The sequence below is a fragment of the Pseudomonadota bacterium genome (genome assembly GCA_008501635.1).
GTDB lineage: Bacteria > Pseudomonadota > Gammaproteobacteria > QQUJ01 > QQUJ01 > QQUJ01.
In genome coordinates this window covers 88,786-110,693 of sequence record QQUJ01000019.1, presented here as the reverse complement: position 1 = coordinate 110,693, position 21,908 = coordinate 88,786, and the positions used below count along the sequence as shown (strand labels likewise).

General features: G+C 54.5%; 19 protein-coding genes. 1 reads left to right on the top strand and 18 read right to left on the bottom strand.

Annotated features, from left to right (window positions below; genetic code table 11):
* Window positions 1–22 precede the first annotated feature (22 nt).
* From tilS to rpsB, 18 genes are all read right to left on the bottom strand, one after another.
* Window positions 23–1,360, bottom strand: coding sequence for a tRNA lysidine(34) synthetase TilS (gene tilS / locus DWQ09_13205; GenBank protein ID KAA3627274.1), 1,338 nt, complete (start codon window positions 1,358–1,360; stop codon window positions 23–25).
* A 26-nt stretch (window positions 1,361–1,386) separates the two neighbouring features.
* A complete protein-coding gene (gene accA, locus DWQ09_13200; protein KAA3627273.1) occupies window positions 1,387–2,343 on the bottom strand; it encodes an acetyl-CoA carboxylase carboxyl transferase subunit alpha in 957 nt (318 codons plus the stop codon).
* Between the two features lie 521 nt (window positions 2,344–2,864).
* Window positions 2,865–6,371, bottom strand: coding sequence for a DNA polymerase III subunit alpha (locus DWQ09_13195; GenBank protein KAA3627272.1), 3,507 nt, complete (start codon window positions 6,369–6,371; stop codon window positions 2,865–2,867).
* A gap of 99 nt (window positions 6,372–6,470) precedes the next feature.
* Window positions 6,471–7,115: a ribonuclease HII gene (locus DWQ09_13190; protein KAA3627271.1), complete on the bottom strand. Its 645-nt coding sequence runs from the start codon at window positions 7,113–7,115 to the stop codon at window positions 6,471–6,473.
* Complete coding sequence (locus DWQ09_13185) at window positions 7,057–8,208, bottom strand: lipid-A-disaccharide synthase (GenBank protein KAA3627390.1); 1,152 nt, start codon at window positions 8,206–8,208, stop codon at window positions 7,057–7,059. The genes DWQ09_13190 and DWQ09_13185 overlap by 59 nt, the downstream gene beginning before the upstream one ends.
* A 37-nt stretch (window positions 8,209–8,245) precedes the next feature.
* Window positions 8,246–9,016, bottom strand: a complete 771-nt coding sequence (locus tag DWQ09_13180; protein ID KAA3627270.1) for an acyl-ACP--UDP-N-acetylglucosamine O-acyltransferase — start codon at window positions 9,014–9,016, stop codon at window positions 8,246–8,248.
* Complete coding sequence (gene fabZ / locus DWQ09_13175) at window positions 9,016–9,474, bottom strand: 3-hydroxyacyl-[acyl-carrier-protein] dehydratase FabZ (GenBank protein ID KAA3627269.1); 459 nt, start codon at window positions 9,472–9,474, stop codon at window positions 9,016–9,018. The genes DWQ09_13180 and fabZ overlap by 1 nt, the downstream gene beginning before the upstream one ends.
* Window positions 9,475–9,490: 16 nt before the next feature.
* On the bottom strand, window positions 9,491–10,528 hold the full coding sequence (lpxD, locus tag DWQ09_13170) for a UDP-3-O-(3-hydroxymyristoyl)glucosamine N-acyltransferase (protein KAA3627268.1): 1,038 nt from the start codon (window positions 10,526–10,528) through the stop codon (window positions 9,491–9,493).
* Window positions 10,529–10,542: 14 nt separating this feature from the next.
* The gene (locus DWQ09_13165; protein KAA3627267.1) at window positions 10,543–11,070 is read right to left on the bottom strand and encodes an OmpH family outer membrane protein; all 528 of its coding nucleotides are present in this window, start codon (window positions 11,068–11,070) and stop codon (window positions 10,543–10,545) included.
* A 14-nt stretch (window positions 11,071–11,084) separates the two neighbouring features.
* Complete coding sequence (gene bamA / locus DWQ09_13160) at window positions 11,085–13,358, bottom strand: outer membrane protein assembly factor BamA (GenBank protein KAA3627389.1); 2,274 nt, start codon at window positions 13,356–13,358, stop codon at window positions 11,085–11,087.
* Between the two features lie 158 nt (window positions 13,359–13,516).
* Window positions 13,517–14,881, bottom strand: coding sequence for a sigma E protease regulator RseP (locus tag DWQ09_13155; GenBank protein ID KAA3627388.1), 1,365 nt, complete (start codon window positions 14,879–14,881; stop codon window positions 13,517–13,519).
* Window positions 14,882–14,894: 13 nt separating this feature from the next.
* The gene (locus DWQ09_13150) at window positions 14,895–16,076 is read right to left on the bottom strand and encodes a 1-deoxy-D-xylulose-5-phosphate reductoisomerase (GenBank protein KAA3627266.1); all 1,182 of its coding nucleotides are present in this window, start codon (window positions 16,074–16,076) and stop codon (window positions 14,895–14,897) included.
* A complete protein-coding gene (locus tag DWQ09_13145; GenBank protein KAA3627265.1) occupies window positions 16,073–16,900 on the bottom strand; it encodes a phosphatidate cytidylyltransferase in 828 nt (275 codons plus the stop codon). Before DWQ09_13145 ends, DWQ09_13150 begins: the two co-directional genes overlap by 4 nt.
* Window positions 16,893–17,639, bottom strand: coding sequence for an isoprenyl transferase (locus DWQ09_13140; protein KAA3627264.1), 747 nt, complete (start codon window positions 17,637–17,639; stop codon window positions 16,893–16,895). Before DWQ09_13140 ends, DWQ09_13145 begins: the two co-directional genes overlap by 8 nt.
* 62 nt (window positions 17,640–17,701) lie before the next feature.
* A complete protein-coding gene (locus tag DWQ09_13135; GenBank protein KAA3627263.1) occupies window positions 17,702–18,259 on the bottom strand; it encodes a ribosome recycling factor in 558 nt (185 codons plus the stop codon).
* Window positions 18,252–18,989, bottom strand: coding sequence for a UMP kinase (locus DWQ09_13130; protein KAA3627262.1), 738 nt, complete (start codon window positions 18,987–18,989; stop codon window positions 18,252–18,254). Before DWQ09_13130 ends, DWQ09_13135 begins: the two co-directional genes overlap by 8 nt.
* 26 nt (window positions 18,990–19,015) lie before the next feature.
* Window positions 19,016–19,894 carry an elongation factor Ts gene (locus DWQ09_13125; GenBank protein ID KAA3627261.1) on the bottom strand — a complete coding sequence of 293 codons (879 nt, stop codon included), beginning with the start codon at window positions 19,892–19,894 and terminating at the stop codon, window positions 19,016–19,018.
* 105 nt (window positions 19,895–19,999) lie between these two features.
* On the bottom strand, window positions 20,000–20,899 hold the full coding sequence (rpsB, locus tag DWQ09_13120) for a 30S ribosomal protein S2 (protein ID KAA3627260.1): 900 nt from the start codon (window positions 20,897–20,899) through the stop codon (window positions 20,000–20,002).
* Window positions 20,900–21,141: 242 nt separating this feature from the next.
* Between rpsB and map the strand changes: the two genes are divergently transcribed.
* A complete protein-coding gene (gene map / locus DWQ09_13115; protein ID KAA3627259.1) occupies window positions 21,142–21,897 on the top strand; it encodes a type I methionyl aminopeptidase in 756 nt (251 codons plus the stop codon).
* Window positions 21,898–21,908 lie beyond the last annotated feature (11 nt).

Sequence of the window (21,908 nt, the reverse complement as noted above, 5' to 3'; positions counted from 1 at the left end):
GTCGTCGCATCAAAGAAGCTGCTCAGTCGTTTGCGGGCCTCCATTTCAGCACCCATCCACATTCGTCTGGAGAGGCGGCAAACCCCTCACTGATGATCCGGTCGGCAACCGCTATCAACTCCTCGCCGTGGTAGATCAGAGGAATGCGATCACGCAGCCAGGGTGGCACGGCGTGCTCCTGCAGCAGTTTTTTCAACGAATGGGAGTCACGCCGTCCTGCGGGATGGCAATGCTCACCGCCCTGCCGGAAGCGCACGATCAACGGACCTGAAAGCAATTTCGACACTGACAGTCCCTCGCCGGGCCGTCGTTGTGCGCCAAGCCTCCCCCCACCCGGCAGTTCGAGGGGTAATTCGGGATCCCACGACAGCCGGAGTGCAGGATCAACGGCCGGAAGCGTCGGCATGAGGTAGAGCATCTCCCGATAACGGTGCATTTCGGCGCCTTCCCAGCGCAGTGCAGGATTGCGGTCGGGCGCCGCATCCCAGAAATCGGTTGCCATGCGCTCCAGTCGCCGGGCATTCGGCACTGGAAAACCGCAACGAGCAATCCAGGCGCGCAGCAGATTGCGTCTTCTCACGACCGAGTGATCGGCAAGCACCTTCCAGCGCAGTTCACGGGGATGGGGGGTACTTGCCGCCGCAATATCGCTCGCCGCCAGCTCCTCCAGCAGTTGCGCTGATTCGCCGCAGAGGCGTGCGCTGCGTGAGAGCGTCGTCGCCAGTGACGGCCAGCGCTGCTTCAGGAGCGGGATAACGCTGAGCCGCAAAAAATTGCGATCCAAATCCTGCTGCCGGTTACTGTGGTCTTCAACCCAGCACAAACCTGCCTGCGAGGCCCAGGCAAAGAGCTGATCACGCCGAAAATCCAACAGCGGCCGCACCAGCAGGCCATTGCCGAAGGGGCGCAAAAAGGGCATGGCAGCCAACCCATGCGGACCGCTGCCACGAAGCAGCTGCAACAACAGAGTCTCGGCCTGGTCATCCGCATGATGGGCCATGAGCAGGCAATCGCCAGGCTCCGTTTCCCGCGCCAGGGCGCTGTACCGTGCGTTCCGCGCCGAGGCCTCGATTCCCTTACCGCTTTCCGTATCCACGACCACATTGAACTGCACGAGAGGCACGCGCAGTTCACAGCAAACTTGAGCGCAGTGTTGGGCCCATTCGTCGGCATAGGGACTCAGCCCGTGATGGATGTGGATGGCATCCAGCGCCGCCAGGAGAGCTCCGGATTCGCGCAAGCGCTGCAGCGCTGTGAGTAGCACCATGGAATCAAGACCACCGCTGAAAGCGACGCGCAAGCGTCTGACATCGGGTATCTCAAGCAGCGGCGGCAGCAGGGTTTCGGGAGTGAAAGGCATGTGGAGGGCGCTTTGCCCGGGGCGATTTAGCTCTTGAACGAACCGTAGCCCATAAGACGTTGATAGCGTTGCTCAAGCAACGCTTCCGTATCGAGTTCTTCCAATTCGTCCAGATTGGCGATGAGCGCGACCTTCAAGGTCTCGGCCATACCATCTATATCGCGATGTGCGCCACCCAAAGGTTCCGCAACGATCTCGTCGATGAGATGGAGAGACTTGAGCCGTCTTGCCGTGATACCCATGGCTTCGGCTGCATCCGAGGCACGTTCAGAGCTTTTCCACAGAATCGAAGCACATCCTTCGGGCGAAATCACCGAGTAAGTGCTGTACTGGAGCATCGACACCCGATCCCCGACCCCGATGGCGAGCGCACCACCCGATCCCCCTTCACCGATAACCGTGCAGACAATGGGTGTGCGTAGTTTGGACATGACGAAGAGGTTGCGAGCAATCGCCTCGCTCTGACCGCGCTCTTCAGCGTCTACCCCTGGATAGGCACCCGGAGTATCGATAAAAGTCACAATCGGGAGTTGGAAGCGATCGGCCATCTGCATAAGTCTCAGGGCCTTGCGGTAACCCTCCGGTCGCGGCATACCGAAGTTGCGCCGGAGTTTTTCTTTGGTATCACGACCCTTTTGATGGCAGACGAGCATCACCGGGCGTCCATCGAGCCGCCCTACACCGCCAACGATGGCGGGATCATCGGCGAAGGCTCTATCGCCGCTCAGCTCCTGAAAATCGGTGACGATTCGCTCGATATAATCCAGGGAATAGGGCCGTTGCGGATGACGCGACAGCTGCGCGACCTGCCAGGGTTTCAGTGCGCTGAAGATCGACTCCGTCAGCGTGCGGCTCTTGGCTTCGAGCCGTGAGATCTCCTCGCTTATGTTGATCTCGTTGTCATCGCCCACCAGACGCAGCTCTTCAATCTTGGCCTGAAGCTCCGCGATGGGTTGTTCGAAATCGAGAAAGTTGAGATTCATGTTAGAACATACTTTAAATGATTAGCATAACCGACTTTTATGATTGGATTTTTCCGAGCCCTCACAGGCACAGGGTTCACATTATGACTCTGCGGCAGCTGATTGTCACATGCTTCCAATTTCAGAACCTGTCTCAAAATTTCACGCGAGCTGTGCCGGTCGCTCGCGCTTGCAGCGCCAGGCGCTGCAATCGTAGTTAGTTTATTCCCAATGAGCGAGCCGCAACACCGCAGGCGGGGGATTTTGAGATAGATTCTAGAACCTATCTCAGAGTCCCGCGCGTGCTGTGTTGAGCCCCAGAGGTGCGCTGGGTAGGCCCGAAGGCGCAGCCAATAGCAGCGCTATTGGCAAGTCGAGAACACCGCCAGCGCACCTCCGGGGCCAACCCGCAGGGCCGGCCGCTCATGACTCCAGCGTGGTGTTGCGGCTCGCTCATTGGGAATGACCCAACCACGCTCGCCGCGCCTGGCGCTGAAACCACGAGCGACCGGCACAGCTCGCGCGGGACTCTGAGATAGGTTCTAGTAAACGAGTTCCACATTCTCTGCCGCCTCCAGCTTTGTCAGTCGCATGAGAAGTTCATCGCTGGGCACTATGTTCCACGATGTGTCGAGCATCAGGGTGGTGGTGGCAGATTCGTTGCGATAATGGATCCAAACCGGTGTCGTGCCTCCACGGAAGGGGTCCAGGGCTTTGACAAGCTTCCCCGCCAGATCGCCCGATGCCGGAGAACCATGCAGCGTGATACGCAGATGGCGGGCGAATTGGGTGCGCGCCTGTTCAATATTCAGGACCCGCTCCACCATCAATCGTTGACGACCTGAATAGTCATCGAAGCTCAACGTCCCCTCGACGACCACCAGCCGGTCTTTGACCAGCAAATCCCGAAACTGTTGAAAGGTTTCGCTGAACAGTGTGATCTCGATCCGGCCACTGCGATCATCCAGTGTGACGAAAGCGATCTTGCCACCGCGCTTTGTGGTCGTCAGGCGTTGCGCTATCACCAAGCCCGCCAGAATCACGCTCTGTTCGCGCTTACCGCGCCCGTTGTTACCCGTATCTTCGTCGCCGATAAAATCAGCGATCCGCCCGCTGGTGAATCGACTCAATTCCGCTTCATAGCGCAGGATGGGGTGTCCCGTCAGATACAGTCCCAAGGTCTCTTTTTCGGCTGCCAAACGCTGTTCTTCATCCCACTCTTCAAGCTCCAGGAGCGCCTCGGGTATGGCCTGCGTCGTCCCCGCGCCATTGTCGGCAAGCCCGAAAAGGTCCACCTGACCCACCGCTTCCATCGCGGTGTGTTGTACCGCCATCTGCAGCGCGGTCGGGAGCTGCGCCATCAGGGTGGCCCGATTGGCTCCCAAAGCATCGAGAGCTCCCGCACGTATCAACGCCTCGAGAACCCGTCGATTGACCTTGCGTTGATCAATTCGACGACAGAACTCCGAAAGATCCTTAAAGCGACCGTGTTGTGTGCGCTCGGCAACGATGCCCTCCAGCGCCGCCTGTCCCACCCCTTTGATAGCCCCCAGGCCATACCGGATCCGCGCCTCATCAATGGCACTGAATGCATATTCCGAACTGTTGATATCGGGCGAGAGAACTTCCAGCGACAGGTTATGGCACTCGTTTATCATTCCCACCACTTTATCGGTATTGTCCATATCCGCGGAAAGCACCGCGGCCATAAACGCGGCCGGATAGTGAGCTTTTAACCAGGCAGTCTGGTAGGAGACCAGCGCGTAGGCCGCTGAGTGGGACTTGTTGAAACCGTATCCGGCGAATTTCTCCATGAGGTCGAAGATATGCCCCGAGGTCTTCTCCTCAACTTTCCTTTTTGCCGCTCCCGCGAGAAAGATGCTGCGCTGCTCGGCCATCTCTTCGGGTTTCTTCTTGCCCATTGCTCTGCGCAGCAAATCCGCGCCGCCCAGCGTGTACCCGGCCAGCACCTGGGCGATCTGCATCACCTGTTCCTGATAGAGAATAACGCCGTAGGTGGGTTTGAGAATCGGTTCCAGCTCCGGGTGGGGATAGTCGACTTTCGCCCGTCCGTGCTTGCGATTGATGAAGTCATCGACCATGCCAGACTGCAGCGGCCCGGGACGAAACAGGGCTACCAGCGCAACGATATCTTCGAAGCAATCGGGCTGCAGGCGCTTGATCAGATCTTTCATGCCCCGCGATTCCAACTGAAAAACCGCCGTTGTGGCACAACGCTTCAACAGCGTGAAGGTCGGGGGATCATCAAGAGCGATTGTGGTGATATCCACTGGGTCGGCACCGTTCGCCGTTCTGCCGCTGTTGATGGTCCTGAGGGCCCAATCGATGATGGTTAAGGTGCGCAAGCCCAGGAAATCAAACTTGACCAAACCCACTGCTTCGACGTCATCTTTGTCGAACTGGGTCACCAGTCCTCCGCCACCCTGTTCACAGTAGAGAGGTGCAAAATCGGTGAGCACCGAGGGTGCTATGACCACGCCGCCAGCGTGTTTGCCGGCGTTACGGGTAATTCCCTCCAGGGAACGGGCGAGATCGATGAGCGTTCGTATCTCTTCATCGGTGTCGTAACCGGTGCGCAGTTCCTCACTTTGCTCAAGCGCCTTATCAAGGGTTATGCCGAGTTCGAAGGGAATCAGTTTGGCGACTCGATCAACAAAGCCGTAGGGGTGTCCGAGCACGCGGCCCACGTCCCGGACCACAGCACGAGCAGCCATGCTTCCGTAAGTGATGATTTGGCTGACGCGGTCTCGACCGTACCGTTGTGCGACATACTCAATAACCCGATCACGCCCCTCCATGCAGAAGTCGATATCGAAATCCGGCATCGACACGCGTTCAGGATTGAGGAAACGTTCGAAGAGAAGATCGTACGTCAGGGGGTCGAGATCCGTGATACCCAAGCAATAGGCGACCAACGAGCCGGCTCCGGATCCACGCCCAGGTCCCACCGGAACACCGTTCTCCCGCGCCCAGCGAATAAAATCGGCAACGATCAGGAAATAGCCGGGAAAACCCATCTGGGTGATGACTTCCAGTTCGTGCTTCAATCGTGCTCGGTACTCCGCCTCCGGCAACGGGAGTTGCCCATCGTGGAGAATTCGGGTTTTCTTCAACCGCTGTTCCAGCCCCTGCTCCGCTTCGCGTCTGAAGAACTGATCCTCCGTCATCCCCGAGGGAACCGGGAATTCCGGCAGGTAATTTTCACCCAGCGTCAGTTCGAGATTGCAGCGTTTGGCTATCTCTACCGAGTTGGCAAGCGCCTCGGGCAGATCGGCAAACAGTTCGGCCATTTCCTGGGGCGATTTGAGATACTGTTCCGGACTGTAGCGATGTTGGCGGCGAGGATCATTCAGGGTGCGTCCATCATGGATACAAACCCGTGCTTCGTGGGTTTCAAACTCGTCGTTACGCAGAAATCGCACATCATTCGTTGCCACGATTGGAACCCCATGTCGGGTTGCAAGATCCACTGCTTGATGCAGATACTCCTCCTCCCCGTCACGTTCTGTTCGCCAGACTTCCATATAGAAGCGGTCGCCGAACAAGTTTTGATAGCGGTCGATGAGCATCGCTCCCTCCTCGCTTCGCCCACCGAACAACGCACGGCCGATCTCACCATTCACCCCGCCGGAAAGCGCTATCAAGCCATCCACTCCCTCCTCGGCGAGCCACGCCGAATCGATCATCGGCACGCCGCGATGCTGCCCTTCCAGATAACCACGCGACACCAGGCGAGTCAGGTGGCGATAACCCTGGGCATGCTGACACAACAAGGTGACACGAGCGGGAACAAGGGACTCATCATGAGGACGGAGCCAGAGATCGACACCAACGATTGGCTTTATCCCGCCCTTTAACGCTGCCTTATAGAACTTGACCATCGCAAAAAGGTTGGTTTGATCCGTAACGGCGACCGCGCCCATTCCATGTCCCGCAACCGCATCTATCAAGGGTTTGATGCGTACCACACCATCTACCAACGAGTATTCGGTATGGAGTCGTAAATGTACGAAGGGCGTTTGCTTCATCGAACTCGCACTGTTCAGCTACCGTTGTGGATGGTGCTCATCGACAATCACGGTCCTCATCTATTCCGATGTGTGTCCATACCTGCGAAATGCCTGCGATCACTTCGTCGATACAAGACGACGAACGGGGGCGAAACTGCGCCGGTGCTCCTGGCAGGGACCATGCAGGCCCAAAGCCATGATATGTCTTTTAGTCGGATACCCCATGTGCTCGCATAATCCATATCCCGGGTATTGTTCATCAAGCTCCCGCATGATGCGATCTCGTGACTCTTTGGCCAGAATCGAGGCAGCAGATATGGCTGCCTCCGTCAAATCACCTTTGACGATCGCCTCAACAGGCACTTCCAGATCAGGGCAATGATTACCGTCCACCAGCACTCGGGTTGGTTGTTGTGCCAATGCCATGACTGCCTTGCGCATCGCGAGCAGTGTAGCTTGCAATATATTGATGCGATCAATCTCCGCAGCCTCCACACGCGCCACAGACCAACAAAGCGCATTTGCAATGATCTGCTTCTCCAAAAACGCTCGGCGTTTGCTGCCTAGTTTTTTTGAATCGGTCAAACCCTCGATGGGGCGAAGCGGGTCAAGAATCACTGCGGCGGCGACAACAGGTCCAGCCAGCGGTCCCCTGCCTGCCTCGTCCACACCTGCCACGAGTGCTTGAAGTTCTACAGTCACATCATCGCCCTTTAGTGCCGACCAACTCGAGAACCGCGCTGGCGGCCTGTTTGCTCGCATCTTTGCGCAACTGAAAATGAATTTCCGCGAAGGTCTCCTGCAATTCATGGGTCCGATCCGGATTATCAAGGAAGGACAGCACTGCGGGGCCCAGCTTTTCAGGATCGACATCGTTTTGAAAGAACTCTTGCACTACCTCTCGTCCCGCCAAAAGATTGGGAAGGGAGAAATTCGGGACTTTAAGCAGGCGACGCATCATCAATTGCGTCAGAAACGCCATTCTGTAGGCAACCACCATCGGTCGCTTGAGGAGCATGGCTTCCAAGGTTGCCGTGCCCGACGCCGCCAGCACAACATCCGCTGCTTCCATGACTTCTCTTGAGTGGCCATCAATCAGGGTAATGGGAAGCTTTTCATCATATTGCGCGATGAAAGCTTCAAACATGCCGCGTATCTTTGGACTTGCCATCGGAGCTATAAACCCGAGATTCGGTTTTCGCTGTCGACACCAATCGACGGTCGCAACGAAACGCGACCCGAGATACTTGAGTTCACTGGAGCGGCTACCCGGGAGCAAGGCGACAATCTGTCCGCGCGATGATAGGCCTAGATCCCGCCGCGCCTCCAGGCGATCACTGACCAGCGGTATCAAATCAGCCAGGGGATGACCGACAAAGCGGACGGGAATATTGTGCTCCCTGTAGAACTCAGCTTCGAAAGGAAACACCGTGAGCATCAGATCAACTGCACGGGCTATGCTGTGGATACGATATGTGCGCCAGGCCCATACAGTGGGACTGACATAATGAACCGTTGGTATTCCCTTCGCCCGAAGGTGACGTTCAAGGTTGAGATTGAAATCGGGCGCATCGATGCCAATGAAAACATCAGGTGGCGCGTGAGAAAAATGTTTGACCAAACGTTTTCGAATGCGGAGTACTTCGGGTAAATGCCCAAGAACTTCTACGAGACCCAGGAGCGAGAGTTTTTCTGCAGGGTAGAGTGCTCGGCAGCCTTCGGAGATCATCTGCGGCCCGGCGATACCCTCGAACTCGATACTCGGGTGTTGTAAGCGCATAGCGCGAATCAAGCCGGCACCTAAAAGATCTCCAGATGTCTCTCCGGCTACTATGCCAACCCGCAGCGTCGACACGCCGCTCTTCTCCACTTGGTTTCCCGATGGCCTGTACTCAGCGCACGATACTGCGCCGAGACTGGCTGATGAACCGTTCGATGGAAGCTACTTCATTGCATATTTTTCCCATCTCCACTAACTCTTCCTGTGCCTTGGCCAGTGGCAGCTTAGATTTATAGAGTGTTTTATGGGCGATGCGTATGTGTTGAATTGTTTCCTGGGAAAAACCCCGGCGGCGCAAACCTTCGGCATTGATTCCATGCGGACTTGCCGGATTGCCAGAAACGGTCGCGAAGGGAGGCACGTCCTTGAAGATCACACTACCCAGTGCACAAAAGCTGTGCGCACCTATGCGGCAGAATTGATGAACGATCGCAAAGCCGCCCATAATAACCCAGTCGTCAACCGTGACATGTCCAGCCAGGGAAGCCGCATTGGCAAAAATGGTGTTATTGCCAACCTGGCAATCATGGGCAAGATGACTATACGCCATCATATAGTTATCGTTACCCAGGCGGGTCACCCCATTTCCGTTCACGGTACCGCGGTTGAGTGTCACATATTCACGAATGACGTTTCGATCACCGACTTCCAGCCGTGTTGGATCACCTTTGTAGCCCTTGTCCTGCGGGGCATCACCGAGCGATGCAAATTGATGGATTCTGTTGTCTCTGCCAATATGAGTAGGTCCTTGTATAACCACATGCGATCCGATGTGGCAGCCCTCTTCAATTACGACTCCTGGACCGACCACAGTAAAAGGGCCAATCGTGACCCCCGCGGCGATCTCAGCTTTCCCGTCTATCAAGGCAGATGGATGTATCACTACTCTAGATCCTTTATAGCGCCCATCAGATCCCCGGAGGCTGCAGTCTTACCATCCACCTTTGCGACCCCCGAGAACATCCATATCCCGCGTTTACACTTATTGAGCTCCACCTCAAGAAAGAGCTGATCCCCCGGCTCGACCGTGCGCTTGAACCGGACGTTGTCCATGCCGGCAAAGTAGTAGAGTTTGTTACCTGATACTTCCTCGGGCGCCGTCAAAAACGCGAGCATCCCGGTTGCTTGTGCCATTGCTTCCATTATCAGAACGCCTGGCATTACGGGTTTGATCGGAAAATGCCCCTGAAAGAATGGCTCATTGACTGTCACGTTCTTTAACGCGACCAGTCGTTTTCCAGGTTCCGATTCGATCACCCTATCTATCAACAAAAAGGGATAGCGATGAGGCAAGAATTCGCGAATCTGGTGAATATCTAAAACGCTCAAAGAAACCTCCATGGAGTCATTAGAACACTCAACTCGAACCCTCCTGATCGTAACCCTCGACTTTTCGTTCGAGTGCCTTCAGGCGTTTCGCCATATCGTCGAGTTGCTTAAAGCGGACGTAATTTCTGTGCCATTCGGCATTTGATTGCAGGGGTGTTCCTGATGAGTAAACACCGGGTTTTTCTATTGACTTTGTTACAAGCGACATTGCCGTTATATGTACATCATCTGCAATTTCGAGATGCCCCAGCACCACCGCTGCGCCTCCAATAGTGCAATTACTGCCTATCTTTGCACTTCCCGCGATGCCTGCGCAGGCGGCTATTGCCGTATGTGCCCCGATGCGCACATTGTGCGCAATCTGTATTTGATTATCGAGTTTGACGCCATCGGCTATGTAGGTGTCGTCCAGCGCTCCTCGATCGATCGTTGTATTGGCGCCTATCTCAACATCATTGCCGATTACTACGCGGCCTATCTGCGGAATTTTCAGCCACGCAATCCCGTCCTTGGCCAGTCCGAACCCGTCCGCACCAATCACTGCTCCCTGGTGAACCAGCACCCGATCGCCGATACAAACATCGTGTGCAATGCTTACATTGGCTTTCAAACTACATTCGGATCCCAATTCACTTCTGGCGCCTATTACACAGTTTGGTCCTATGGATGTTTTCTCCCCGACCACTACCCCCTGTTCCACTACTGCATTAGGTCCAACATAAACGCTTTTCGCCAAGCTCGCCGATGGGTCGATTACCGCAGTTTCGTGAACACCACTTTTGATCTCCGTCGGTGTAATGAGATTAACTGCACGTGCAAAATCAGCGTACGGGTTGTTCGAGATGAGTGTGTTACCAATAAATTCGCTGCCCAGTTCCTGATGTACTATCAGCGCACTTGCCCCACAGTCGGCAAGTGCCTTTTTGTGCTTGGCGCTCCCGACGAACGAAATATCGCCAGACTTGGCGCTCTCCAGGGAGGCCGCTCGCCTGATGACAATCCCCGGATCACCCTCGAGTTGCAATCCAAGGTATTGTGCCAACTCCCCCAGAGTGATCTCACCCATCTGGATCGTCGTGCCTATTTGGTTGCTTCTTTCTTCAACTTTTCTAAAACGAGTGAAGTGATATCAACGTTATCGCTGGCGTACAGAACTCCATCGGTCAGCACCAGATCATAGCCCCCCTCGTTTGCCAGTGCCCGGATGGACTCGACTACCAACTTCTGCAGTTTGGCCAATTCCTCGTTGCGTCGTATGTTCAAATCTTCCCTGAACTCATCCCGCGAGCGTTTCAAATCCCGCTTCCCGGAAAGTATATCTCTCTCAATTTTCTTTCGTTCTGCATCGCTCATTATGGCGCCGTCTTTGCTGAGCTTTTCTTCCAATTGACGCAATTCCTTCTGTTCTGCTACCAATCTCCTGTCTCGCGGCGCAAATTCCTTTTCCAGGTTTGCTCGTGCCGCATCTGCCTGTGGAGCCTTTTCCAGCAATTGTGCCGCGTTTACGAATCCTACCTTTAAATCCTGTGCACCAATCGCCATTGGAGAAATCAAAGCGCATAAAAAGGCGACCGTTTTTACCGCTGCTACTTTCGACGTGAACCTCATCGCACGTGCCCCCTCTAAAACGCGAAACCTAGTGTGAACTGAAATTGCTGGATATCATCTCCGGCCTTTTCCTGAATAGGCTCTGCAAAACTGAATACTAATGGACCTATTGGGGAAAACCAATTAAGTACCACCCCCATTGATGCTCGAAATTCGCTGGCATCATACTCGCCTGAAACGGTATCAAACACGTTTCCAACATCAAGAAACAGACCCATGCGGACCGAATCACTGCTTTCAAGCCAAGGTGGTACGAATATCACCTCTGCACCACCTACAACTTTCAAATTGCCCCCGATTGGATTACCGTTTGAGTCCTTTGGGCCGAGGGAGTTGCCATCAAATCCTCTTACAGATCCTATACCCCCGGCATAGTAGTTTTCAAAGAAGGGCAATGCGTCGGTTTTTCCAATTCCTTCGCCAAATCCTAACACCCCTTTCAGGGCCAGTGTCATGCTATTCGACAGGCCGTAAAACCAGCTATGTTGATAACCCAGTTTGTAGAACTCCAGATCGCCGCCTGTCAACTCAAGCGTTGCGCGGGCGGAACTACCTTGTGTGGCAAAAAAAGAACGATCTCTGGAGTCTCTATGCCAAGAGAAGGTCACTTTAGCCGTATCAAATTTATCGCTATAGGTGTTGATGAAATCGTAGATCTCAGTTGGAGTTGATGCTGTTGTATCCAATGCGGTGTTTTTGATCTCAAGCGCGACACCTAACCGATCGACTTCGCTGACGGGTATGCCGTAGTTTATGCTTGCGCCAATTTCATCCGATGTGTAATCGGAAACGGATGCGCTCCCCGCATCGGTCTCGCGCCGATAGACACTAAAACCGCGACTGATGCCATCTTGGGTATAATAGGGGTTGTTGTAGGAAAAACTATAGGTTTTGCTGACATCACTATTATCGAATTTGAGACTGACCTTGCTGCCCGTACCCAGAAAATTTTCCTGATTGACGCTGAAGCTAAAAATGACTCCTTGCGTGTCGGAGTACCCGACGGCGGCAAGAACATTCCCTGACGGCTTTTCCACCACTTTTACGACGATATCTACTTTGTCGTCATCACCCGGTACCGAGGGTGTTTCTACAGTTACGCTCTGAAAGAAACCAAGTCTGTTCAATCTCTCCCTGGAAAGCTTTAGCGATTTTCCCGACAGGGCGGCGCCTTCGTATTGCCTCAATTCGCGTCTGATCACTTCATCATGTGTCTTGAAGTTTCCTGCAATCGATATGCGCCTGACAAATATTCTTTTGCCCGGATCAATAAAGAACGTCAGCTTCACTTCGTTCGCTTCTTCATTCACTTCGGGAATGGTATTAACGTTGGCGAATGCGTATCCCTCGTCTCCCAGCCTTTCGGTGACGGCCACTGCTGATTCTGTAACCAGTTTTCGTGAGAAACTTTCACCCGATTTTACCTTTATAAGCGATCGAACTATTTCTTCAGCTATAACCAAATCGCCCGCCACCTTGACATCACCGACATTGTATTTTTTACCTTCACGAACATTGACGGTTATATAAATGTCCTTTTTGTCCGGCGTTATTGAAACCTGGGTGGAATCCACTGCGAAATTAAGAAACCCTCTATCCAGGTAGTAGGAACGAAGTTTCTCAAGGTCGCCCGCAATTTTTGCCCGCGAGTATTCATCCTTGCTGGAAAAGAATGAAAACGACCCCGGTATACCCGATTCGAACTGGTCCAGGAGTTTCTCGTCATCAAAGGTAGTGTTGCCAACGATGTTGATTCGCCTTATCTTCGCAACCCATCCCTCGGCGATTTTAAGATTCAACTTCACGCGGTTGCGTTGCAAAGGAACAACTTCCGAATCCAGCCGAATGCTGTACTTTCCCTGGCTGATATATTGTCGCCGCAGTTCCTGTTCGACCTGCTCCAATATCGCCTGATTGAATACCCGCCCCACTGAAAACCCTATTCCCCGCAAGCCCGTCAGCAAATCCTCTGTATCCATACTGTCGTTGCCTGATATGTTGATTTCTGCCAACGCTGGCCGTTCTCTTACAAATACAACAAGCACATCCCCATCTCGTTCCAACCGAACATCTTCGAAAAACCCGGTCTTGAACAGAGCACGCACCGCATCCTGACTTCCTTGCCGGGTTAATGGGTCACCCACCTTCACCGGCAGGTAGGTGAACACGGTACCCGCCGAAATTCGCTGCAGGCCCTCCAGACGAATATCAGAAACAGAAAATGTTTCAAAACCCCACCCGGCACTCGCGTAACCCAGGAAGGTCGCCAATACACAAAGCCTCAGCAATCTTCGACACGCTTGTATAGTAGGAACCACAACCACCCCTATTATCGTTTTTAGGCCCAAGAAGTTGTGTGGCCTGCGAAAGTAAACCGCCTCCAGGGCGATGAACCCAAGCACACCAGCCCACCCCACCACGACACCAGGTGCCTCCTCAAATGGCGCTAGCCGAACACTCGCGAGAGATCGTTATAGAACGCCAAACCCATCAACACGACCAGAAATGCGACGCCGAGTCTCTGTCCCAATGCCTGAGCAGTTTCGGACAGTGGCCCCCCTTTTATGGCTTCAATCAGATAGTACAGGAGATGCCCCCCATCAAGGAGGGGTACCGGTAAGAGGTTAATTATACCAAGGCTCAGACTTATAACCGCCAAGAACATTATGAAGGGAACCAGCCCAATACTCGCGGATTGCCCTGCATACTGCGCGATGCTGATCGGACCGCTTAAATTTTCGACGGATGCCTCACCAACGATCATTTTCCCCAACATCTTGATCATCAACGTTGACATGCTCCAACTCTTACGTAGCGATTCCGCCAATGCGTCCAAGGGGCCGTAGCGCACCTCGGTGCGCATGGACTCTCCCAGGCCCTCCGGCAACCGGACATAGGCCCCTATTCTACCAATCGTTCCCTTCGCTTCATTGGATGACGGTTCAGGTGTCAGATTGAGCTCGATTCTGGCCCCGTCTCGTTCGACGCCCACAACAATACGCTGTCCCGGATGGCGCTGAACATATGCCACCCACTCCGCCCAGTTGGATATAGCATGATCATCCACCGATAGAATCAGGTCACCCCCCTTCAGGCCGGAGGCGTCCGCTGCACCACCGCTCACGACTCTGTCTAGCACCGCCGGAAGTACCGGCCTCCATGGCGTGATGCCGAGCGTTTCCAGGATGAAGGTCCCTTCGAGAAGAGCGCTACCACGCGTCAGGTCGAGTTGCACGATACGCAGCGCGCCTTCCCTGCGCACCTGAACCGCTGTTCTACCGCCTTTCATCGCTTCATCCAAAAGCGTCAGAGTGGCGATATCCCAAGTCTGAGTCTGCTTATCCCCCACCTTTGTCAGTTCATCTCCCTGCTGCAATCCGCTCAGAGCGGCTATAGAATTCTCGGCAACCTCGCCCACCACTGGGCGCGCACCTTCCACCCCACCTATAAAGACCATCCAGTATGCCAAAATTGCGAACAGGAAATTAAACACCGGCCCTGCGGCAACTATCGCCGTGCGTTTCCAGAGTTGCTGTCGATTGAAAGCGCGATGGCTCTCCTCAGGAGGGACATTTTCTTCGTGTTCATCGAGCATTTTCACATAGCCACCCAAAGGAATGGCTGCGATGACATACTCCGTTTGGTCGGGTCCACTCACTCTTCGCCACAACGGTTTTCCAAATCCAATTGAAAAACGCAGTACTTTGACACCGAGTTTGCGCGCCACCCAATAGTGCCCGAACTCGTGCACAGTGATCAGTACCCCGATCGCGACGAGAAACGAAACTGCTGAAATCATAAATGAGGACATCGACATCTCTACACTATCCCAACAACTGGACAAGACACCGACGAGCGAGTTCCCTGCCGCGTCGATCCGTTTCTAAGATACCGTCCAATGAGCGAATATCAGCATCTACTTTCGCTGCCAGCACACTTGCAACAACCTTGGGAATATCGGTAAACGGCAACTGCCCCTGTAAAAAAGCCTCCACGGCGATTTCATTGGCCGCGTTGAGTAACGCAGGGTAGGGGCCACCGGCGGCTAATGCTTCGTAGGCATACACCAGACATGGAAATCGGCGTGGATCCGGTTTTTCAAATGTGAATTTTCCAATTTGCAGTAAATCGAGCGTGCTCACTCCTGACGCAATCCGCTCCGGCCAACCCAGCGCATGTGCGATAGGAGTGCGCATATCGGGATTGCCAAGCTGAGCCAGAACGGAGCCGTCTTCATAGTGCACCATTGAGTGAATGACACTCTGCGGGTGAATAACCACCTCGATCTGTTGCCAGGCCATTGAAAACAACCAGCTCGCCTCGATGACCTCCAATCCTTTGTTCATCATGGTTGCCGAATCGACAGAGATTTTCCGCCCCATTTCCCAGTTAGGGTGCGCAATGGCCTGAGCTGGGGTGACCTTGTCCAGTGTCTCTAACGAGGTTTGTTGAAACGGTCCGCCAGAAGCGGTCAGTACTAACTTTGTCACACCAGCCGGCCGATCGCCGGCTTTGTAAGTAGCCGGTAAACACTGAAACAACGCATTGTGCTCACTGTCGATCGGCAGTAATACACTCCCCCCCTGTTCTACCGCTTCCATGAACAGCGATCCGGCCATGACCAGAGATTCTTTGTTGGCCAACATCACCCTCTTTCCAGCGCGTGCGGCGGCCAAGGTGGGTGGCAACCCAACCGAGCCGACGATAGCCGCCATCACGTAATCCGCAGCGGGAGCACTGGCGACTTCCATCAGGGCATCAGCGCCACACAACGCCTGGGTGGGTAGCGCGGCCACCTTCAACCCCTCTTCAAACTCTTTCCCGTAACGGCTATCCGCGATCACAGCGTATCTTGGTTTGTGAATCCGGCATAACTCAAGCAGCTTATGCCACGACGTATTTGCCGTCAGCGCGAACACTGAAAAACGATCTGAATGGCGCGCCATGACATCGAGCGTGCTCCGCCCGATGGATCCCGTTGCGCCCAGCACCGTTACCCCGATCATTGCCACCCTTCCAACAGGAGTAATCCCAATAGAAAGAGCGGTGCCCCGGAAGTAAGACTATCTATACGATCAAGCACGCCCCCATGGCCAGGTAACAACGTACCGCTGTCTTTCAATCCCTGGTCTCGTTTGAGCAGGCTTTCCCACAAATCACCAAGGATGGAAAAGGCGACGGCGACGGTACAAAGCAAAACAAACGCTCCCAACCGATAATCATGAAAACCAAACAGCCAACCACCTGCAGAACTATACAAGGTGGACGCCACCAGTGCGCCTGCAACGCCCTCCCAGGTTTTTCCTGGACTGACGCGTGGCGCGAGTTTGTGCCGCCCCCATTTACGTCCCGCAAAGTAGGCACCACTATCCGCTACCCACATCAAAACCATCACAAACAGCAGCATCCAAGGTCCTCGCGCCGAGTCCGCATGAATTGCAACCAATGCTGACCATGCAGGTACCAAAGTCAGAAAACCAGCGACAAACTTAATGGCGCGAAAACGATCGATTACCTCGGTCGGTAAACGGTAGGTAATCACCCAGATCAGCGCGATGAGCCACCACACCAGTGCGACAATGAGAATCCATGCCGGGGCGCCCGTCCGAAAGATGTACATCCCGGTTGCGACAAGGGCGGTACCAATCAAGGCCAGATAAATCAATCGCATTGCGGTTTTGCGCAACGGGATCATCCTGGTCCACTCCCAGGCACCCATCATCACCAATACTCCCAGCACCCATGCCAGGTAGATGTTTGGCAGGCCAAAGATGGCCCAGATAGTGATCGGGATGAGAATCAGCGCGGTGATAATGCGCTGCTTAAGCACCGCGGCACGTCTCCACTTGTTCGCCAGTCTGCCCAAATCGCCTTTGCCGGCTCGCGTAACATTCCAGTGCGGTATCGAAGGTGGCTCGATCAAAATCGGGCCATAAAACATCGCTGAAATAAAACTCGCTGTAGGCCATGTGCCAAAGCAAAAAATTGCTTACCCGTTGCTCGCCACCCGTCCGGATGAAGAGATCCGGATCAGGCGCATTACCCAACGATAACTCACCATGTAATCTCTCAGGGGTGATATCGTCGATGGTCAACTCACCTTCCGTCACCTGTTTTGCGATACGTTTCGCGCCTTGAGTGATGTCCCAGCGTCCACCGTAGTTGGCGGCTATGATCAGCGTGAGTCCGGTGTTCAAAGCTGTCAGACGCTCCGCCTCGTTGATCTTTTGCTGCAGTTGCTCACTAAAAGCGGATCGATCGCCGATGAACTGTAATCGGATACTGTTCTTGTGCAATTGCTTGACTTCGGTGCGAAGCGAAGTGAGAAACAGCTGCATCAACATTCCTACCTCGGTCTGCGGACGCCGCCAGTTCTCACTGCTAAAAGCGAACAGTGTCAGGAAACCAATTCCTAGTCGTGCACAAGCTTCAACGGTGGAACGGACCGATTTGACACCCGCGCGGTGTCCAGCGTGACGTGGAAGCCCGCGCTGCTTTGCCCAACGACCGTTTCCGTCCATGACAATGGCGACATGGCGGGGCAGCTTGGAGTCTTCCTTTTGAGACATGAGCTTTAGCTAATGATGTTGTTCCGATCAGTGCAAATTACGTGAGGTTGAATCGCTCGCATCTAGATCGCCATCAATTCCTCTTCTTTTACAGCAAGAAGCTCATCTACCTTTGCAACATACTTATCGGTAAGTTTTTGGATACCTTCCTCAGCACGCCGATCCTCGTCTTCAGAGATTTCCTTCTCTTTTAGAAGCTCCTTTATATGATGATTCGCATCACGTCGAATATTGCGTATTGCCACTTTCGCACCTTCTGCTTCTTGGCGCACTATACGCACCATGTCCTTACGACGTTCTTCGGTGAGCGGCGGAAGCGGGACGCGAATCACCGTGCCTGCCGTGGTTGGATTCAAACCCAGATCAGAAGTCATGATGGCCTTCTCGATCGGCTGTACCATGCTCTTTTCCCACGGATTTATCACGAGCGTCCGCGAGTCTTCCACACCGACGTTAGCCACCTGATTGAGTGGCATGTCGGTACCGTAGTAAGAAACAGTGATGTGATCGAGCAAACTGGTGTGCGCTCGGCCGGTGCGTAGTTTGGACAGCTCCTGCCGCAATGAGTCGATACTCTTGTGCATGCGAGTATCTGCATCTTTCTTGATATCCTCAATCATCTGCGGTCTCCCCATGTACCAGAGTGCCAAGCGGCTCGCCTTGCAGAATACGTTTTAATGCTCCAGGCTGGTTCATATTGAATACCCGCAATGGCAGTTGATGATCGCGGCATAGTACCACCGCGGCTGCATCCATGACCATGAGCTTCCTCGATAAAACCTCGTCGTAACAAAGGGTTCGGTAGTGTTCGGCATCCGGATGCTTGACAGGGTCTTTTGAGTAGACACCGTCAACTTTCGTAGCTTTGAGCATCAACTCGGCACCAATTTCGATAGCGCGCAAACTGGCAGCGGAATCCGTTGTAAAAAAGGGATTACCAGTACCCGCGGCAAAAATCACCACCCTTCCCTTCTCCAAATGCCGAACGGCGCGGCGGCGCGAAAAATCCTCACACACCTGATCCATTCGCAGTGCAGACATCACCCGAGCGTCGACGTTCACCTGAACCAAAGCTGCCTGCATGGCCAAGGCGTTCATTACCGTAGCGAGCATTCCCATATGATCGCCTGTCACGCGATCAAGCCCCGCCTGCGCCAGACCAGCTCCCCGAAAAAGATTACCGCCGCCTATCACCAGGCCTATTTGAACGCCCGCCTTGACGGCTTCCGTAATCTCCTCGGCTAATCGATTGAGTATCGACGGATCGATGCCGAAACTACCCGACCCCAAGAGTGCTTCACCGCTCAGCTTCAGCAGTACACGCCGATATCGATAGTCCTCGCTGGCCATCCTCTCTCCTCGGTCATCGATGCCTGTCAGTTGCTGCCCTTAACCTGCGCCATTACCTCTTCAGCAAAATTGTCCTGTTTCTTTTCGATACCCTCACCGACCTCGAGCCGCACGAATTGCAGCACTTCCGCGCCTGCTTTTTGCAACAGCTGTGCGACTGTTTCATCGGGATTTTTCACGAACGGTTGACCCAACAGCGTGACCTCTTTGAGATACTTCTTGATCCGGCCATCGACCATCTTGTCAATGATTTCCGCCGGCTTACCGCTTTGTTCAGCCTGGGCAGCAAAAATTTCACGCTCCTTCGCCAATAGGTCTGCAGGCACCTGTTCCTCTGCGATGCACACGGGCCGACTCGCGGCGATATGCATGGCCACATCGCGCGCCAAATCTTCGCTGCCGCCCTTCATGGTGACAACGACGCCAATGCGGCCGCCATGCAGATAGTGAGCGACCGTAGCGCCGGCAGCCTCGACAACGACAAAACGGCGTACATTGATGTTTTCGCCGATCTTGGCCACAAGCGCCTGGCGCGCTGCCTCGACGGTGGAACCGTCCGCTAATGTCGCATCCTTCAGCGCTTCAACATCCGCAGGGCGTGAGGCAAGTATGATCGCGGCCACGGCGTCTGCGAAGGATTTGAAACCGGAATCTTTAGCGACAAAATCCGTTTCGCTGTTGACCTCGACGATCGCTGCCACACCGGTATCGGCGGCGACCACAATCGCGCCATCAGCCGCCACACGACCTGCTTTCTTGTCAGCTTTGGCAGCACCGCTTTTACGCATCAGTTCAACGGCGGCCTCGATGTCGCCTTGGCACTCGACCAGGGCTTTCTTGCACTCCATCATGCCAGCGCCTGTGCGCTCGCGAAGCTCTTTAACTAGCGCTGCGGTAATCTGCATCGGTTTTATCCTCGTACGGGAAATACATTAGTCACTCCTGGAAAAACAACGGCGGGGCACCCGCACCTTATCAGGCAGTGTGCTCCCGCCGTCCATAGACTTGACTTACGACTCGTCAGCCGATTGGGCAGGTTCTTCGGTGCTTTCCTCCGCCTTCTTGGCGGGGGCGGCCTTTTTCTTAATCACCGCCTTTTTCTTGGTGACGGGCTTTTTGGGTTCCGCGGTTTCGGCCGATTTGCGGGGTTTGGTGTCCGCGTGGCCTGCGATATTGCCCTCTTCGTCGAGTTCGATGAATTCGTCCGCGGCTCCGCCCACTTGGGTCATGCTCAAACGACCTTCGATCACCGAATCAGCGATCCCCTTCACATACAGTTCAATGGCACGCATCGAATCGTCATTGCCAGGGATAATGTAGTCGACGCCGTCGGGAGGATTGTTGGAATCGACCACGCCCACTACCGGAATACCCAGTTTCGCAGCCTCTTTGACAGCAATGTCTTCGTGACCCACGTCGACGATGAAGAGCACATCGGGCAGGCTCGGCATATCTTTGATGCCTCCCAGACTGCTTTCAAGTTTCTGCATCTCGCGGCGCAGCCCCAGTTGCTCCTTTTTATTGAAGCGTTCGATGGCTCCGCTCTGCTCCATGGCTTCAAGGTCTTTGAGCCGTTTGATCGACTGTTTGATGGTCTTGAAATTGGTGAGCATGCCGCCCAGCCAGCGTTGATTTACATAGGGCATCTCGCAACGCTTGGCCTGCTCGGCCATGATCTCGCGGGCAGCACGTTTGGTGCCGACGAAAAGCACCGATCCGCGCTGCGAAACGACCTTGCTGATAAAGTTAGTCGCTTCCTTGTACAGCGGGAGTGTTTTTTCCAGATTCAGAATATGGATTTTATTGCGTTCCCCAAAGATGAAAGGTGCCATCTTGGGGTTCCAGTAACGGGTCTGGTGACCGAAATGCACGCCAGCTTCCAGCATCTGGCGCATAGACACAGTTGCCATGGTAATACTCCAAATTGTATGGGGTTAGGCCTCCACACGTCCCATGCGCCGACCTGAAGCCCTGAGGCTCAGGCACCCCGCCGCATGTGTCGACGTGTGTGTGGGTTTAGTGCCGCTACCCCGCGCGGGGGATCGTCGCAGCGCGCGCTTTATACCATACCCCGGCCTAAACGGCCAATGGCCCGCCATACCGGGGACTGCTACCATAGCTCGATCCCGGCCCACCGATCGTTCTGAACCGCATGAGCGTTACCATTAAAACCCCTGAAGAAATTGGGAAAATGCGTGCCGCAGGGCGGCTCGCCGCTCAGGTTCTTGACATGATTGGTCCGTATATCGAGCCCGGTGTAACCACCGAGGCGCTGGACCAGATCTGCCACGACTATATGGTCGACGTACAGCGGGTTGTTCCGGCACCCCTTAACTATCATGGATTTCCGAAATCGATCTGCACCTCGGTGAATCATCAGGTATGCCACGGGATACCAGGGCCGCGAGAGCTGAAAAAGGGCGACATTATCAATGTCGATATCACGGTCATCAAGGATGGATTCCATGGCGATACCAGCCGTATGTTCATCGTTGGAGAGGCATCGATTCTGGCAAAGCGCGTTGTGCGTATCGCCCGGGAGTGCCTCAATTTGGGCATTGAAATGGTGCGACCGGGCGTCCGGCTGGGAGATATCGGGGCGGCGATCCAGCGCCACGCCGAGACGCAGCACTGCTCGGTAGTAAGGGAGTATTGCGGCCACGGGATCGGTCGCGCCTTTCACGAGGAGCCGCAAGTGCTCCACTACGGACAGGCGGGAACCGGACTGGTGCTGGAGCCGGGAATGACGTTCACAATAGAACCCATGATCAACAGTGGCAAACGCCACGTGAAGGTACTGCCCGACGGCTGGACCGTGGTGACCAAGGACCGCAGCCTCTCAGCACAATGGGAGCATACGATTCTGGTCACCGATGACGGCCACGAAATCCTCACGCTGAGTAACTGAGCGCTACCGCT

Bases quoted from the DNA above. Each gene is read 5' to 3' on its own strand.
- DWQ09_13130 (KAA3627262.1), bottom strand. From the start codon at position 18,989: ATGGCCAGCGAGGACTATCGATATCGGCGTGTACTGCTGAAGCTGAGC.
- rpsB (KAA3627260.1), bottom strand. From the start codon at position 20,899: ATGGCAACTGTGTCTATGCGCCAGATGCTGGAAGCTGGCGTGCATTTC.
- DWQ09_13140 (KAA3627264.1), bottom strand. From the start codon at position 17,639: ATGTCTCAAAAGGAAGACTCCAAGCTGCCCCGCCATGTCGCCATTGTC.
- DWQ09_13190 (KAA3627271.1), bottom strand. From the start codon at position 7,115: ATGCGAGCAAACAGGCCGCCAGCGCGGTTCTCGAGTTGGTCGGCACTA.
- DWQ09_13195 (KAA3627272.1), bottom strand. From the start codon at position 6,371: ATGAAGCAAACGCCCTTCGTACATTTACGACTCCATACCGAATACTCG.
- DWQ09_13155 (KAA3627388.1), bottom strand. From the start codon at position 14,881: ATGTCCTCATTTATGATTTCAGCAGTTTCGTTTCTCGTCGCGATCGGG.
- lpxD (KAA3627268.1), bottom strand. From the start codon at position 10,528: ATGGGTGAGATCACTCTGGGGGAGTTGGCACAATACCTTGGATTGCAA.
- DWQ09_13150 (KAA3627266.1), bottom strand. From the start codon at position 16,076: ATGATCGGGGTAACGGTGCTGGGCGCAACGGGATCCATCGGGCGGAGC.
- DWQ09_13165 (KAA3627267.1), bottom strand. From the start codon at position 11,070: ATGAGGTTCACGTCGAAAGTAGCAGCGGTAAAAACGGTCGCCTTTTTA.
- accA (KAA3627273.1), bottom strand. From the start codon at position 2,343: ATGAATCTCAACTTTCTCGATTTCGAACAACCCATCGCGGAGCTTCAG.
- fabZ (KAA3627269.1), bottom strand. From the start codon at position 9,474: ATGGAGGTTTCTTTGAGCGTTTTAGATATTCACCAGATTCGCGAATTC.
- DWQ09_13125 (KAA3627261.1), bottom strand. From the start codon at position 19,894: ATGCAGATTACCGCAGCGCTAGTTAAAGAGCTTCGCGAGCGCACAGGC.
- map (KAA3627259.1), top strand. From the start codon at position 21,142: ATGAGCGTTACCATTAAAACCCCTGAAGAAATTGGGAAAATGCGTGCC.
- DWQ09_13135 (KAA3627263.1), bottom strand. From the start codon at position 18,259: ATGATTGAGGATATCAAGAAAGATGCAGATACTCGCATGCACAAGAGT.
- tilS (KAA3627274.1), bottom strand. From the start codon at position 1,360: ATGCCTTTCACTCCCGAAACCCTGCTGCCGCCGCTGCTTGAGATACCC.